Annotated in this window: 12 protein-coding genes and 3 pseudogenes; 1 reads left to right on the top strand and 14 read right to left on the bottom strand. The window is 57.6% G+C overall.

Translation table 11 applies throughout. From position 1 onward, the window contains the following. Both NQV17_RS34150 and NQV17_RS34145 read right to left on the bottom strand, forming a co-directional pair. Window positions 1-373, bottom strand: a pseudogene (locus tag NQV17_RS34150) (transposase); the annotation flags it as partial. Window positions 374-494: 121 nt separating this feature from the next. After that, window positions 495-668: pseudogene (locus NQV17_RS34145) on the bottom strand (IS4 family transposase); the annotation flags it as partial. A 16-nt stretch (window positions 669-684) separates the two neighbouring features. Here NQV17_RS34145 and NQV17_RS34140 point away from each other — a divergent pair. Beyond that, window positions 685-1,035: pseudogene (locus NQV17_RS34140) on the top strand (integrase core domain-containing protein); the annotation flags it as partial. Window positions 1,036-2,086: 1,051 nt separating this feature from the next. Here NQV17_RS34140 and NQV17_RS34135 read toward each other — a convergent pair. The 12 genes from NQV17_RS34135 to NQV17_RS34080 form a co-directional block, all read right to left on the bottom strand. After that, on the bottom strand, window positions 2,087-3,307 hold the full coding sequence (locus NQV17_RS34135; RefSeq protein ID WP_257775646.1) for a glycosyltransferase: 1,221 nt from the start codon (window positions 3,305-3,307) through the stop codon (window positions 2,087-2,089). Window positions 3,308-3,386: 79 nt separating this feature from the next. Next, window positions 3,387-3,986 carry a putative colanic acid biosynthesis acetyltransferase gene (locus tag NQV17_RS34130; RefSeq protein ID WP_257775645.1) on the bottom strand — a complete coding sequence of 200 codons (600 nt, stop codon included), beginning with the start codon at window positions 3,984-3,986 and terminating at the stop codon, window positions 3,387-3,389. Next, window positions 3,983-5,140, bottom strand: a complete 1,158-nt coding sequence (locus tag NQV17_RS34125) for a glycosyltransferase (RefSeq protein ID WP_257775644.1) — start codon at window positions 5,138-5,140, stop codon at window positions 3,983-3,985. The genes NQV17_RS34130 and NQV17_RS34125 overlap by 4 nt, the downstream gene beginning before the upstream one ends. Before the next feature lie 26 nt (window positions 5,141-5,166). Next, window positions 5,167-6,417: a hypothetical protein gene (locus NQV17_RS34120; RefSeq protein WP_257775643.1), complete on the bottom strand. Its 1,251-nt coding sequence runs from the start codon at window positions 6,415-6,417 to the stop codon at window positions 5,167-5,169. 9 nt (window positions 6,418-6,426) lie between these two features. Continuing rightward, complete coding sequence (locus tag NQV17_RS34115) at window positions 6,427-7,554, bottom strand: glycosyltransferase family 4 protein (protein WP_257775642.1); 1,128 nt, start codon at window positions 7,552-7,554, stop codon at window positions 6,427-6,429. Window positions 7,555-7,566: 12 nt separating this feature from the next. Next, entirely contained in the window at window positions 7,567-8,964 is a 1,398-nt protein-coding gene (locus NQV17_RS34110; RefSeq protein WP_257775641.1) for an oligosaccharide flippase family protein, read from the bottom strand. Window positions 8,965-8,987: 23 nt separating this feature from the next. Beyond that, on the bottom strand, window positions 8,988-9,938 hold the full coding sequence (locus tag NQV17_RS34105) for a GDP-L-fucose synthase (RefSeq protein ID WP_257775640.1): 951 nt from the start codon (window positions 9,936-9,938) through the stop codon (window positions 8,988-8,990). Window positions 9,939-9,943: 5 nt separating this feature from the next. Next, window positions 9,944-11,062, bottom strand: coding sequence for a GDP-mannose 4,6-dehydratase (gene gmd / locus NQV17_RS34100; protein WP_257775639.1), 1,119 nt, complete (start codon window positions 11,060-11,062; stop codon window positions 9,944-9,946). A 63-nt stretch (window positions 11,063-11,125) separates the two neighbouring features. Continuing rightward, complete coding sequence (locus NQV17_RS34095; protein ID WP_257775638.1) at window positions 11,126-13,339, bottom strand: polysaccharide biosynthesis tyrosine autokinase; 2,214 nt, start codon at window positions 13,337-13,339, stop codon at window positions 11,126-11,128. 2 nt (window positions 13,340-13,341) lie between these two features. Beyond that, entirely contained in the window at window positions 13,342-13,782 is a 441-nt protein-coding gene (locus tag NQV17_RS34090) for a low molecular weight protein-tyrosine-phosphatase (RefSeq protein WP_124524032.1), read from the bottom strand. Further along, complete coding sequence (locus NQV17_RS34085; protein ID WP_257775637.1) at window positions 13,779-14,870, bottom strand: polysaccharide biosynthesis/export family protein; 1,092 nt, start codon at window positions 14,868-14,870, stop codon at window positions 13,779-13,781. The genes NQV17_RS34090 and NQV17_RS34085 overlap by 4 nt, the downstream gene beginning before the upstream one ends. A gap of 137 nt (window positions 14,871-15,007) precedes the next feature. Further along, the gene (locus NQV17_RS34080) at window positions 15,008-16,387 is read right to left on the bottom strand and encodes an undecaprenyl-phosphate glucose phosphotransferase (protein ID WP_124921554.1); all 1,380 of its coding nucleotides are present in this window, start codon (window positions 16,385-16,387) and stop codon (window positions 15,008-15,010) included. Window positions 16,388-16,423 lie beyond the last annotated feature (36 nt).

The raw sequence follows: 16,423 nt of genomic DNA, 5'->3' as shown, positions 1-16,423 counted from the left end.
ACCTGCTTCACTGCTCGTCCCCCGGCAATGAGGGTGAGCGCGCAATCCATTTTCGCGACTTCGCCACCTCCACCGCCTCGCGAAGAATTTCGTTTTCCATGGTCTTTTTGCCGAGCAGTCGCTGAAGCTCACGGATTTGCTTGAGGGCATCGCTCAGTTCCAACGCCGGCACAACTTCTTCGCCAGCACTGACTGCCGAGAGGCTGCCGTCTTGGTAGAGCTTGCGCCAATGAAACAGCTGATTCGGATTCACGCCGTACAGGCGCGCCACCATCGAAACCGTCTTGCCCGGCTCGAAGGTCTCCCTGACCATCGACACATTTTCTTCTACCGACCACCGCCGCCGGCGCTCGGGTCCCGTCAATACTTCCATCACTTCTTGCTTGGTGTTAGTCAAAAACACAGTCGTATGCCTACCCGTTATTGTAAGTGGGTGACTGTGTCCGGCGTTTCAGGGGGCTGCTCCAGATCCATCCATGGTTTTGCTCATGTTGTTATATAGAAGTGTCGGCGTCGCCGTCCTCGCGCAATAGACGCATGGTTTCCGAGGCGAGATGAACCTTCGCGAGTCCCTTCCAGATCGTCTTCGTGCCGGGTTCGCCGTCGCCCTTCCGAGCGAGGAAACCACCGAGGCGGGCGATCAATCGCAATGCCTCGCTGAGTGTGGGTTGCGCAGATCGAGGTGGCAAGGTTGAACGTTCACAGCTTACTGACCTGAACGAGTTTGGGTCCCACCATGCCCAGACAGATCAGGCAATCGACCTGCGAATCGAAGAGTGGCAGTCGACTACAACTGGCGTCGGCCTCACGGCTCACTCGGTGGAAAGACTCCTGTTGACCGCATTGCGGGGCTGGGTGCCCCCCCTCGCGGAGGAGGTGGAAAGTGCGTACGACAAGCGGAAAGAGCGATTCGGCACCGCGAATGGGCGGGTCGACAAGATCCTCGGCGAACATCATCGGCGCGCATCGAAACCCGTGTCCCCTACCGGCGCAACGGGCTCCGACGCGCCAAAGAAACGGCCTTCAAGAAAGTGAAACGATGTCTGCGAATCGCACAACTAAGCCGTGCTGCCGATCACTTGATTCATTCACCAAGGCGAGCGGTATACAGCGCTTCTGCCAATCGTACCGTGGTCGCCGTCAGGCGAACCAGAGTGCGAAGCGCGATACGACACTGAGGCCGCCGCATTATTCCGCGCCAGGCCCTTTCCCTGATTACTTTGCCCGGCGTAGCTAGCAACACGCGTGGCGGATTCCGGCGAAAGCAATCGCTCCACCGGTGTTCGGCTGTAACTGTAACCTTGCGATTGGTCAGCGAATTGCGTTCCACCAAGTTCCTCTCCGAGATTCGCTCTATATCTCTCGTCGTAACCTTTCGGTGCGCCGAGCAGCGGGCTTGCGGACACCCGGGGGTTACTTATTAAGTTCCGTGCCTGACCGCTGCTCGCCGGAGCTTTGCCATCACTGCGGCCAGAGGCACCTGTCAACCTACCATCAACTCCATGTGCAGTTCCCAACTGCGAAGATGTCAATGTCCCCGCAGGCATTGCCACATTTCTCCATTGGCGACGCGTTTGCCCTTTATTTGATCCACTTTGTGCGTTGGCCGCTGTACCGTTCGCCAAGAAAATTCCAAGCGTTAGGAAAATGCAGAAAATTTTCTTACATATGTACATGTTTTTCCGCCGCAAGTAAACCGAATTATCTCTTCCACATGGGAGTGGTGATCAATGTAGCGTGGTTTTCATAAACCGATTATTTCGACATTTCCGCTTGCGTGAGATGGCAGCCCGTACGAAGCACAATTTACGGGTGTGATAATGCGTAATCTAGCGTGAGGCTAGGGCTCGATCACTATCGACGAGTGGCACCTAGGTGTGGAACCATGTCACTCACTATTCAAAGGCATTCCGCACAGCATCCGTTGCGGCGACGCGGCATATTCTGGCATGGTGTCCGATCATGGGTGGCGGTGTCCGCCTAAATCTTGGCGGAATCCGTCGCCTGCCTGCGTTTTTTTCGCTGCGTGTGGTGCACCGGTGGTTTGCGCTCTGAATTCGACCTGACCGACAGGCGGAAGACATTCTTAAACAGCCCCGTCTACCACCCACTCCGGCCTCTCCCCTTCCGCAAGCAACCAGCGATACACTGCAGCCATCCGTTCCGCGATGCTGCGCCAGATAAAGTGCTCCGCGACCATCACGCGTCCACGCTCCCCAATCTCGCTCAGTGTTCTCTCATCCGCCGCGCCGAACTTCACCAGAAACTGCTTGATCTTGTCGACATCCGCCCCGATTCTGAACGCCGCCCCGGCATCAAATCCTTCCGGCAGATTGCATGCGTCCGTCAGTGCGCACGGCACGCCTAGCGACCATGCTTCCAGCGGGACCATTGGCAGACCCTCGCTGAACGACGGCAAGATCAACCCGTGACAGGCCGCATAGGTCTGCTGTTTCGCCCCACCGAATTGCGGCCCGATGAATCGAACCTGGTAATCCGCTCCCCGTGCCTCGACGATCTGATGCAAGTGATCGATATAAGCCTGGTCCCCCCAGCCGCCGACAATCAGCACCAGGCGCGGGTCCAGCGTTCCATCCTGAAACGTCGCTTTCCACGCGAGCAAAAGATTGTCCAAGCCCTTCTTTGGATGCAAGCGCCCGAAATACAACAACAACCGTTTGCCCTCAAGGTTATCGCTCCACCACGACGGCTTCGTTCGCACCTCCGTCTGGGGCATATGCACACCGTTCGGTATGATCGCGATCGGCTGTTCGAACCCGGCTGCGCGAATGCCGCGCGCCTCCTCCAAACTCAGTGCATGAAAGCAAGCAGCGCCCCGTAAATGCGCGCGTTCATAACCGGTCAACGCGATCCACTTCTTGATCTTGGAGCGATTCAGAATCCAGCGATCCAGCATTCCGTGCGGCGAGATCAGGTACGGCTTGCCGTATCTGCGCCGCCACGCAACAACATCCGCCGATGGGTGCATCCAGATGCCGTGCGTATGCACGAGTTCCGCTCCGGAACTCAACAGGGCCTGACGCATCGCGGGAGCAAAACCTATGGATTTCGGTCCCAGAGGCTTCGAGGTAGTCAGCGGAATCGCGCCCCACTCCGCACGATCCTCCAGTGTGTGGTTATCTTCCAAGCCAAAAACATGCGGCGAGATCCCCGCGTCGGGCAACTGCAGAACCAACCCCCTAACTGCATCGAACAAGCCGCCGGCATTGCGTGACACTGACGAGGTTACAACGGCAACATTCGCAACTGGCGCGCGTTCGCCGATTGCTTTGACTGTTAACCCCATACTTTTCACAAGGCACCTTTATATCAACAATTTCGATACGTTCGACCCCAATGCGGAATTCGAATCATCTATCAAGCGATCATCGCGACACCCTGCGCCTGACCGGTCGACAAGGGGTTCCGACGCAAATCATCCCTTCGTCCATATCCGAAAACACCGAGCTTCGTGCGCCAACGATAGCGCCGCGGCCGACAGTCACACCTGGGGCGACGAATACATCCGAGGCTATCCACGCCTGTTCCTCGATGCGGATCGATCGGCTGCGGATTGCGAAGTCAACACGAGTAGGATCGTGATCACCAGCACACAAATACGAGCGCTGCGAGACAACCGCGTGCGCACCGACCTCGATCGGACCCAAGCTGTATAGCACCGCATCGTCCCCGATCCAGCTGTGATCGCCTAGCGTTACTTTCCATGGGTACGTCACCACGGTCGTCGGTCGGACCAGCACGCCCTTCCCGACTCGCGCGCCGAATAAACGCAATAGGAATCGCCGCCAGCCATACATGAATTGCGGTGATGCCCGAAACAGGATCGACTGGCAGATCCACCAGAGTTGAACGATCACCATGCTGCGTCCTCGGAAGCCGCTCGGTACAGCAAAGCGACTCAAATCCTGATAGGTCGATCGATCGCCAAGGCGATCGGAATACTCTGTCTCGGTGTCGTGCGTCATGCTTCGATTACTCTATCAACGATATCCGCCAGTCTCTGGCCCAAACTCGGCGAGTTGAGCTGATGATATTTCGCAAACGCACGCGAAGCCGTGTTGCGAACGATCTCCGGCGGCAAATTCCAGATCTCGGTCAAAGCCGCTGCCAACGCATCCGCCCCGCCGTCCTGAGCATAGAGAAATCCGGTCTCGAAGGGCTCCACATTTTCCGGCTCAGGGCCCATGTGCATCGGCAGCCGGTCATGCACCAGGGGCGGCAGACTGAGGCCGAACATATGCACGACGCTTAAGCCGGCAGCGCCCGGATAGCAGCCAATTCGGCACTTTCTGCTGATCGCGGCGATCTCGCCGTCATCGAAAATCCCTCCGTGCCAGATCACGTGAGCTCTCCCCGCATACTTGTCCTGCAGGCGGGCTCGTTGCTCGCCGTCACCAACGACATGCAGCACAATACAATGTCCCTCGCTCACGAGCGCTTCCACGGCCTGGATCAGGATTTCTACGTTGCAGCCCTCGCGCAACCTCCCGACGAACAGCACGCCGTGTTCGGTACCAGTCTTCTCCGACGGCGAGACCGTCCGTTCGACCATGAGCGAATTGCTCGCGACGGTAAGCTTCGATGGCGGACAACCAATGCGCTCGAGTGAACGCTTCGATACCTCCGCGTAGCAGACGTAACGTGAGGAAAGTGCGACCGCGGCGCGATAACAAAGGGTACGCAACAGGCCAGGTTTCTCGTAACGGTAAAGTCCTTGTCCGTGAATCACCATCGGAACGCGCGTCAGACGACCAACGACCAATGCCAGCCACAACGAAACGTAAGTCACATCGGCGAAGATGAACACAGCTGCCGGCCGCTCGCGCATGATGCGCGGCACGACTCTTGTCTGGATTTTGACGCGCTTGCGAAACACATTGTTGATCGGCGTTTCGACGAACTCTTCGCATTCGGGACGTTCGCGCGAAAACCCTCGCGACTCGACCCCGACGGAACTCGCGAAGACCTTCACGTTGAAGCGTTGTCTGAGCGCCACGATAACCTCAACCCGATATCGGGCAATCAACGGTTGCACGTAATAGACCGTATGCTTCAACGCAAACTGAGTGGCGGTGCCCGCGCCGTTACCACTCCGATTCGATGTTTTGTGGTTCGTCACTGTCCCGTCCAAATGATCAACTCGACTCACGAAACCCAACAATCCACTTCGTCGAAGGTCCAGCTCTGCGATGTAGCAATCGCATTAACGACGTTGCGTCCAAAAGCCTCCGGCGTATGTGCCATCGCGAACGCACGCAGCCGCCCCGATCCGCTCATCGCGGCCACGCTGTCGATAAGGCTTGACCAATTGAAACGCACCTCGCCCGGTCCATCCGTGACAAAATCGTTCCAACGAACGCCTAGCAAGTAGCGCTCTCGATAGTGTTCAATTAGTCCGTAGCCTGCCGTCACAACCGGCACGCCAGCCTGCGCCGACTGAATCAACACACCGCTCATTCCACTGAAGTTCTCGTAGCACAACCACGCCACGTCTGCGCAGGCGAAGGCCTGCCCTTCCTCAAGATCCGTCACGAAGCGATCGACAGAAATAACCTGGTGTTTCCGCTCCGGCCGACGCTCAAGATACTCGGCGATCATCCGCTTCGCTTCCGCATTCTGTGCGCCCATCATCAGCAAACGGAAATGCGACGGCAGATCTGGTGCGTCAAACAACTTCAACAGCTTCGCAAGCCCTTTGCGAGGGCTAACCGAGCCATACAGCAAGATCACGAAATCGCTGGGCGAGAGGCCGTGAATCAAACGCGCCGCCGATCGTTCTGCGGGTTGCCTGATGAAGGACACGTCGGGAACGTAGCGAACCTTAGCGGAATGGCGCTTCATCGTTCGGCCGACAAATTCGGCTAGCGGCTCGTCGATCGATGTCAGCACGGCAAGATTTCGCGTCTTGAGCGCACGGTCAAAAAAGAACTTGTTAACATTATCCTGCTTGCCGTGCTCGCCGATAATACCGGACGCCGCATGATGAAACTTTGCAGCCAACAACATCCCGCCGAACGGCGTATCGCCGAATGGTGATCCAAACCAGCCGATCACCTTATCGATGTTGTTGAAGAAAGGCACATATACGAAATCAATCTTCTCGTACCCGGACACGGTTCGATAGCCCGCCTCAAATGCACGAATCCATCGGTACTGCAAGCGGAACAACTCGAACCGGCCCGTCCCCGCTGGCGGCACGTCTGGCATCGTTGCGATCTTCAACCGGTCGCCGAATTCAGACAACAGCGCTTTGCATGCGTCGTGACGCGTAGCTTCGGTGCTGGTCAGCATAACGACCTTCAGTCCACGGGCAAGCGCCTCAGCCACGATCAAGCGAACGTACAGCACCATACGGTGACCGGTCGCGTCAGGTTCGACAATCATCAATGTCGCCATTCCGTTCCCCTACGCACGTTCTGTCCTGAAGTCATTACGCATCAAGATCTGCTTGAAAAGATCAAAATACCGTTCGGCTACACGTTTAACGGAAAAAGCGCTGAGATCCCGCTTGAACCGCGTCTGATGCGTGATGAATGATTCGATCGCCGCCGCGTAACTCACGCTGTCCGACACAGGAACACATCGGATTCCTTCAAACCCGTTCAGCTTCGCAAACGCATCGATATTCGACGCGACGACCGGAATGCTGCTGGCTAGCGCCTCGATCATTGCAACGCTGTGTGCCTCGCGCAGCGAGGGCATCAGGTAGACATCCGCCGCGGACAGAAGCGAAGGCACGTCCGACCGGCTGCCCAGCCACAAGACATGGTGCTCGAGACTCAGTTCGGCGATTGTGTCGACCACTTCCTGGCGATACTCCTCGGTCTCCGTCAGGCCGGCGAACCAAAGCACGACATCGTGGCCAGCGTCCACGAGCCGCTTGAGCGCAAGTACGCTGGACACTTGCCCCTTCACTCGCGCAACGCGACCGACTTGCAACAGAACTATCTGTTTCTCACCCGCCTGCAAGGCACGGCGCAGCCTGTAGCGCTCGGCCGGATTGAAACGAAAACGATCAATCTGCGTACCGTTCGGGATCGTCTCGAGCCGGCCCACGCTACCGAATCGCTTTCTGTAGTTGTCGCGAGCAGTGTCGGTCACGGTTACAACCGCCGCCGCCGCAAAGCGCAACAGATATTCTGAAGTACGCAATCCTGCATTCGAATAGTCGTCGTTCGTCGCAGAGTGCAGCACGCTGACTACCGGAATGGAAGCGCCCGACAATCTCGCCACCGCCCGGGCATACGCGGCCGGGATCACTGAATGCGCGACGACAATGTCCGGCTGGAATTCGCGGTATGCGCGGTTGATCAAGTGCAATCGCTCTAGACGTCCAGACACATGTTGCGGGCTCGTGTACCAGACACCCCGTTGTACAAGCGGATCAATAATTTTCTCGAAATCCGGATCGGCCGGATTTAACGCCGCGATGCCCGTGACTGCGCCATGCCCGGCGTGTGCGTCCGCCAAGCTGCACGCAAGGACTTCCGCGCCTGAATGCCGTGGCGTCAAAACAATATGGAGAATTCGCATGGCCGAGTCTCCTCAAGCAGACAGCGAAAAGCCTGCCCGCAATTTTTGCAGGGGCAAAACGATTGCGGCAGCGCTCAAGAATCCGATCGGTACCACATGGTACGGGATCTCCGACAACAGATATCCGAGCAATATAATCAACCCTGAAATCGGTACTCCGATTGTAGCGAGCGGCCACAACTCCCGTAATTCGCCACGCGCGTCGGTAATCATTTCCCGAAGCATGATCAAGCAGCAGACAAAAACCGAAATAGCAGACGCAAGTGCGACACCAATCGCACCAAGCAAAGGTACTGCAATAGCAGATAGACCTAGCAACACGACCAGTTGTATCGATGTGGCAACCGTGACCCGACTCGGCCGCCCCGTTCCACGAAGATATGCGTTGAGCAGACCGACGAGCACGCCCACCGCCATCAAATAGACAAAGATCCGGAAAAATGGCACGGCGCCGCTCCACTGGCTGCCGAGAGTCAAACTGACGATGTCCGGCGCCGCCACGCAAAGGAATGTCGCAAGCACCAAGCCGATCGCGCCCAGATGGCTAAACAGGGCCAATGCATACCTTACCGCATGCTCTTTATCTCTCCGGGCCAATTCGGCAAAGTTCGGAAACAGGTACTGGTTAAGTGCAATTCCGAAATCGGCCACGCCAAATTGGGCAAGGCGACTCGCCGTCTGGTATAGACCCAGAGTCTGTACGCCAAAGGTCTTGACCGTGATAAGCCGATCAAGTTGGTTGACGACCATTGTCAACAAGCTGCTCGCCCAGACCCAGCGGCCAAACCCCATGACCTCGCCAAGCGGCGCCGTGTCGAAGTTCAGACGCGGTCGTGTGGAAAACACGACATGCGACGCGATAGCCTTCAGTAACTCGGCCAGCGGAAGCGCCGCAAGCACCCATACCACGTCGTGATAGGCGAATGCCGCAACACAGGACATCACGAAGTCAACGACGACGAATGTCGTCGTCAACAGCGCGACCGTGCGAAACCGTCTTTCGCGTTGGGCGATCGCAACGCGCATGCTTGCCATGCACCGCGCAAACGGCACCAGCGCGACAAGTTGCAACAGCGTCGTGCTCTCCGGAATGCTCATCAGTCGCGCGATCGGCGCCGAAGTCACGAACAACACGACTGAGAGGATCGTGCCCCGCACTGCATTTGCCGTCCACAATGCATCCAGGCTGCGCTGATCCAGCAACTCACGTTGCTGGATCAGCGCATGACTCAATCCCATTTCGGTGAGAGATTCCGCAATCGACAGAGCCATCAGGGCCGCGGCAATCAGACCGATCGACTCCGGCCCCAACAAGCGTGCCAAAAGAAAGAACTTGAACGCCACCAGTAGGCGCGACACACCTTGTTGCGCGAACACCCAGGTCGCGCTGCTCTCGTCAAATCGCATCATCGTGGTTTGCCGTCTCTACCCGCTTAAACCCGTTCAGTCATCCGCGCTTCGGGACGCTGGAGAAAATCGCGGTAGGTCGAAGCCAGTCCTTCGTCGAGACCAATCTTCGCAGTCCATCCCAACTCGGCCAACTTGCTGACGTCGAGCAGTTTCTGCGGCGTGCCATCGGGCTTCGTCGTGTCGAATTCGATACGCCCGTCGAATCCCACTGCTCGCATAGCGGCGCGCGCCAGTTCCTCGATCGTGACATCCGCTCCGCATCCCACGTTGTACAGGCTCGAATCGATGTCCCTCTCCAAAGCGAAGACTGTCGCCTCAGCCATGTCATCGACGTGCAGGAATTCACGGCGCGCGCGACCGGTTCCCCACACCTGGAGCTTGTCCTTCCCTTCGAGATTCGCCTGGTGCGCCTTGCGCAGCAATGCGGGCAACACGTGGCTATTATTCAGGTCATAGTTGTCGTTCTGGCCGTACAGGTTTGTTGGCATCAGCGACACGTACTTCGTCCCGTATTGCCGGTTGTACGACTCGCAAAGCTTGATGCCGGCAATCTTTGCGATTGCGTACGGCTCGTTCGTCTTTTCCAGCGGCCCGGTCAGCAAATACTCTTCCTTGATCGGCTGCGGACATTCCCGCGGATAGATGCACGATGACCCGAGGAATACCAAGCGCTGAATCCCGGCCCGATAGGCGGCGTGAATCACGTTGGCCTCGATCATCACGTTAAGGTATAGAAAATCGGCTGGATAAGTGTCGTTCGCCAGAATTCCGCCCACCTTGGCCGCCGCAAGCACCACGACATCGATCGCACCGTCGCGGAAGAAGGCTTCCACGGCGGCCTGATCGGTCAAGTTGAGTTCGGAACGACGACGCGTCACCACGTTGCGATAGCCTTTCGCCTCAAGGTTGCGCACGATGGCCGAGCCGACCATGCCCCTGTGCCCGGCCACAAAGATTCGAGTGTCCTTGTCCATGACGCTCACTCGTTGTATTCGAATGTCTTGAAGCCGGCGAGGGTCACCAGCGCATCGCGTCTTGCAACCTGATAGTCCGCACGTACCATTTCAGTGACCAACGATTCGAACGAAGTGGTCGGCTTCCAACCCAGCTTTTCGTGAGCCTTGGTGGGGTCACCCAGCAACGTCTCGACTTCAGTCGGACGGAAGTAGCGCGGATCGACACGGACGATCACAGTGCCAGGCGTCACTTTTGCTTCCGAGCCTTCCACCTTTTCGACGATACCCACCTCGCTGACGCCTTCACCCTCGAATCGCACGGTAATGCCGAGTTCAGCAGCCGCGTGCTTGACAAACTCCCGGACGCTGTACTGCACGCCCGTCGCGATAACGAAGTCTTCTGGCTGCTCCTGTTGCAGCATCATCCACTGCATTTCGACGTAGTCGCGCGCATGGCCCCAGTCGCGCAACGCCGACATGTTTCCAAGGTACAAGCAATCCTGCAGGCCGGCTGCAATACGTGCGATCGCACGCGTGATCTTGCGCGTTACGAAGGTCTCGCCGCGCACTGGCGATTCGTGGTTGAACAGGATGCCGTTGCACGCATAAATGCCGTATGCCTCGCGGTAGTTGACGGTTATCCAGTACGCGTACATCTTCGCGACCGCATACGGGCTGCGCGGGTAGAAGGGCGTCGTCTCCTTCTGCGGAATCTCCTGCACGAGACCGTAAAGCTCCGACGTCGATGCCTGATAGAAGCGGGTCTTCTTCTCGAGCCCGAGAATCCGGATTGCTTCAAGGATCCGCAGCGCGCCGATACCATCGGCATTCGCCGTATATTCCGGTTCCTCGAACGAAACGGCGACGTGACTCTGAGCGGCGAGGTTATAAATCTCGTCCGGCTGCACACGCTGGATAATGCGCACGAGGCTCGTCGAATCGGTCAAGTCACCATGATGCAGCACGAAGCGCCGGTCGGATACATGCGGGTCTTGATAGAGATGATCGATCCGGTCGGTATTGAACAGTGAAGCGCGACGCTTGATGCCATGCACTTCGTAGCCCTTGTTCAGCAGCAGTTCTGCAAGATACGAGCCGTCTTGCCCTGTCACGCCGGTAATTAAAGCAACTTTACGATTCATGATTCGATACTCCCAATTGGACGTGCCGCACGTGTCGATTTCAAACACATTCCGCGATGTTGTTCACTCTGAAACGCTTTCGTATCCGTAATACCCGGAGTAGTAGCTGCCGTAGCCGAATCGGTGCCGCGGTACGTCGGTCAACAACGCGCCCTTCAGCGCCGCTCCGCCACCACGCAAGCGGTTTGCGCATTCGATGAGTTCTGCGCGGGGGTGCTGTCCATGACGAACGACGAGTAGCGTCGCACCGGCATACCGTCCGATCACCGTGGAGTCGGTGACCGCCAGGACGGGTGGTGTATCGACGATGACAAGGTCGTAGCGTCGCGACACTTCATCGAGGAGCGTCTTGAACTGATCGCTCAGCAATAGCTCGGCCGGATTCGGTGGCAAAGACCCCTTCGGAAGCAGATCGACGCCCGTCACGACGTCACGCTGGATTGCCTCGTCAAGATTGAACCCCGTAATGACATCCGATAACCCGGGCTGCTTTGACACCCCGAGATACGAGTGAACGTTGCCGCGACGCATGTCCGCATCGATCAGAAGCACGCGGGTACCGCTGCTTGCGATAACGGCCGACAAGTTCACGGACACGAATGACTTTCCGACGTCCGGCCGAGGGCCGGTTATCACGATCACGTTATTGGAAGCATCCAGCAATCCGAACTGCAATGCCGTTCTCAGACTGCGAATCCCTTCGGTCGCCAGATCCTCGGTCTCGAGCGACGCCAGCACGTGGGGGCCAGGTAGCCCACGATCCATTGCTTGTTGCAGGTTGATCTGTGCCTGGCTGTGCGGGATCGTCGCATATACGGGCAAGTCGATGGCTTTCTCGATTTCGTCGCTATGCTTCAAACCGCCAAACAGTGCATGCTTCGCGAACGCCGTCACAGTACCGATTACGAGCCCGAGCAACCCGGCCAACACGACGACGAGCGGGCGCTTAGGCTTCACCGGTTCATCGGCTACCACTGCGAAATCGACGACACGAACGTTACCGACTTGCCCTGCCTTGACGATGCGAAGTTGCTGCGCATTGTCCAGTAAGCTCGTGTAGAGCTCGGTATTCACGCGCACATCGCGCAACAGACGCAGTGCAGACTGCTCGGTATCCGGAAGCGTCAGCACGCGCTTGTTCAACCGATCCTGCTGTTCGTTGAGCGTTGCAATCTGTGCATTCAACCCTGCTAGCGCGGGGTGCTCGCCCGTAAAGCGTTGAGCCATTTCGACACGTTGCTGTTCCAGATCGACGAGCTTGGTCTTGCCTTCGACGATCTGTTGCAGCAAAAGTCGGCTCTCTTCGGTTAGATCGACCGTACCTTTTTTGTTGCGAAAAGCATTGTATTTGTCTTCTGACTGGTCAAGCTGTTTGCGCAACTGCGGCAGTTGTTGATCAAGAAACGCAAGCGTGTGCTCCGCCTCAGCCGACTTTCGATCAATATTCTGTTGCACATACGTGGATGCGATCGTGTTGAGGATCTTGGCTGTCCGTGCACTATCCGGGCCATCCAGCGATGCACCGATCACGCCCGATTGCTTGGTCTTCTCGGCAATGACGAGACTGTCCTGCAATTGCTTGATCGTCGCCTGTGTCGATGCGCGACTGAGAACGAAGTCCGTGTTTGGTCGCGCACGAAGACTTTCGACCGTCAGCTCCACCGGGCCGTATTGATCAACGCCATGCTCAACCCGGCCGACCGTCCCTTTCAGAACGACATCACCCTCCGGGTTCACGAGTTCGTAGTGGCCTTCATCCCGAGCAATCAGCTCGAACCTGGCACCGTAGCGTTCCTTTGGCACCTCGAACCGGGAGACTTCGATTTTTTCCCCTCCCCATGCGAAGTGTGTCAATCCGAACCAGGGGGATGCCAGTTTCTTGCTTCCTGCGATGCGTGCCAGCATCGCCCCAACCACCGGTAAATAGCGCGGTTGGACCGAAATATCCAGATGCAGCGCCTCCACCGTGTGACCAACGACGAGACGGGAACGAAGCAGCTCGATCTCGGCGTCGGCGGTTTGCTTCGTATCGAAGATCGATGCCAGCTCGCCCAGCGCATTCTGCGTTGAGTTAGCACTGTCTTCGACCTGAATCATCACGTCAGCACGGTAGGCCGGTCTCGCAACAAATGCGTAGACCGTCCCGAGTAGAAGTACAAAGGCAGCAATCGCGGAGATGAGCTTCCAGTTCTCCGCGACGACAGCGACATAGTCGGACAGATGTATCTCTTCACCGTCTTGCATGTCGATGATTTTGGATTTATTTACGGATTCCATAGTCAATTCTTGATCCGATTCATTTTGTCAACCCAACGCTTCATACTCTTGTCGATTTGAGTCAGCGCCAATTCGAAAACCGATCGTCCTCGCCGGTACGGATCGATAACGTCGATCTTTTCGAACTCGCCGATACGAAACACCCGCCCCTTCGAAAACGGATAGCCGGCTTCGATTCTTCTTCTCTGGCTCTCCGTCATCGTGAGAATCAGGTCCGCTGACCGCATGTGTTGCAGGTTCAAATCGACTGCGATGTGTTCCCCGAGGTCAATGCCGCGCTCAGCCATCAATTCAATGGCCAATGGATCAGCGCGCCGTCCCGCAAGCGCCGAACATCCAGCTGAACCAACTCGAGCCGACGGCAATTCACGCGCCAACAGCGCCTGTGCCATCGGGCTCCGGCAAATGTTCCCTTCACACACGACGAGGATGTTGTCGATCATTTCGCCAACACCGCGCCGGTCAAACCTGCATTGATTGCGGGCAGCAGCAGGCTCAGCACGCGACTGACACGCACCAATGCGTTGCCGTCGACATACACGACATCCTTTGGCTGCAGCTCAAACTGGTTCGCTAGTACCATCGAAACTGGAGAGCGAGCATTGAGATGAAAAACCTGGGGCTTGGCTTCCGACGCTCCGCGAATCACGTACAACTGAGCAGCATCCGCACTGGCGCTATTCACACTGCCAGCCTGGGAGAGCGCATCACTCAACGTGAGCCGTCCGTTCCTCAACGGCAGTGCCGTAATTGGCTTGTTGACTTCGCCCATGACGAAAGCACCGTTGTCTTCGCGTGAGACGATGCGTAGCAGATCCCCGTTTCTAAGCAAAATTCTCGAGGGATTCACGTTGCGGTCCAGCATCCGCGTGAGGTCGATCCGGTACGACTTGCCATTTCGCACGACGACCATCCGGCTCTGGTCCGCCGTCGGACTGAATCCGCCCGCTCGGTTGATCGCCTCGTTCAACGTCATCGGGACATCATTGACCGGCACGACACCCGGTGTATGGACTTCTCCGTCGACGTAAACTTGCTTCGCCCGGAACGAAGAGACACGCACCGAGACCTGCGGCTTCACAAAGACACGCTGCAACGCGGCCTGGACGGCGCGTTGAGCTTGTTCGATACGCATACCGGCCACATGAACGTTGCCGGCATATGGCACCTGCACGTTGCCGTTGTCGTCGATGACGAAGCCCTGAACGGGGTCGTACGGCCGCGAGGTCGTCGACGTTTGCGCACCCTGCGCAGCAGCAAGTTCGGGGTGGTCCCAGACCGTGATCTGCAATACGTCACCCACACCGAGCGTGTACGGTTCCGGTTTTCCTAGCAGGTCGTCAAACTGCGTTTCGCCAGTCCGTTTCCCCTCCTCACGCATCTCCTGAATCAACGCCATGTTGATATCAGTGATCGGAATGTGAAGCTCCTGCTGGGCAGTATTTTCATCGCCGCCAGTTACGGGCAATGTCGCTTGCGACGACATACGCATACCCGGCGCCACAGCACACGCCGACAGCACCGCGCTCATCGTTGCACCGATCACGATTCGGGCGCCATGACGGCGAAATTCCGCTGCCCGGCTTTCGCGCCGATCCCAAATACATCTCATCTCGTCTTCCCCGGTTTATGTTTAGAGATGCGACAAATCATGACGTCGAAACCCGCTCAGTAAGCATTCGCATTCACCAACCCCTTCGCCACCGTCGCCAACACGATCCGCATATCCAGCGCGAACGACCAGTTCCGCAGGTAATAAAGGTCATACTCAACCCGCTTCTGCATCTTCTCGAGACGATCGGTTTCCCCGCGATACCCGTTCACCTGGGCCCATCCGGTAATCCCCGGCTTGATCCGATAACGATGGATGTACCCGTCGACGACTTTCTGATAAAGCCGATCGTGCTCGATCGCGTGCGGCCTCGGCCCGACCACCGACATCTCCCCGCGCAGCACGTTGAGAAACTGCGGCAACTCGTCCAGACTGGTTCGTCTGAGAAAGCGTCCGACACGGGTAATACGCGAGTCACTCTTCGTCGCCTGCGTGACCACGCCAGCCTGTTCGGCGTGCACGCGCATCGTGCGGAACTTCAGGATCTGGAACTTGCGCCCGTCCGCACCCTTGCGGTATTGCTTGAAGAACACCGGCCCGCGCGACGACAACTTCACCGCGATGGCGATCAGCACCATCAGCGGCAGCAGCGCCACCAGCGCGACTGCGGCGAACAGGCGATCGAACACCTCCTTCTGCCACATTGCATGACGCGGAAGCGGCGACGCCACGAGATTGATCGCCGGCGCGCCGATGAGGTCGATCATCGCGCCGTCGAACAGCGCGACGCTGCGCACGTCGGGAATGAAGCGGATGTTCACGAGATCGTCGCCGAACGTATTGACGAACCGCAGAACGGTCGCCTCCTCCGACAAAGGCAGCGCGAGCCAGATTTCCTGGACACCGTTCTCCCGGACGAACTGCGCGAACGCATCGAGCTCCGTGAATACCGGCAAGCGATGCGAAGCATTCGCGGTAACGGGGCGCAGGTCGAATACAGCCGCCGGCCGGAATCCGCTCGCCGGCGACTCCTCGATGTTTCGAACCACCTGTTGGCAGTGCTGAGCGTGTCCTACAACCGCGACACTGCGCAGGTTGATGCCCGCATGACGAACACTGCGCAGAAACAGATGCGTGCCGATTCGCGACGCGATCAGTGCGCCCCCCGTCATCGCGGTCCAGTACACGAACCACAGCCTGGAAATCACGTCCGAGCGATGGAGCGAGAACATCAACACGATCCCGCACGCCTGAACGACGAGCCACGCGAGCGAGATCTTCCCGCTCAACCTCAGCATCGACCGTCCCCGCCACGATTCGTACACGCCGAATACCGGAAACAGCACCAGCGTGAACGCGATCGCGAACGTGACGAGTGCGCTGTCGAAGTGCCCCTCGGAAACCGTCTGATAGCGAAATTGCGACGCAAGCAACGAGCCGGCGACGATCAACGCGATATCCACGAGTCGAGCCATCAAGCCTTGTAGACCGAACATTTCAATCTCCCGTCTGACGCCAACGATCACAGTCGA

Source organism: Burkholderia sp. SCN-KJ (assembly GCF_024656005.1).
In the GTDB taxonomy this organism is placed as follows: Bacteria; Pseudomonadota; Gammaproteobacteria; order Burkholderiales; family Burkholderiaceae; genus Burkholderia.
Note: the sequence above shows the minus strand (reverse complement) of the source record. Positions and strands in the feature narration are given on the sequence as shown.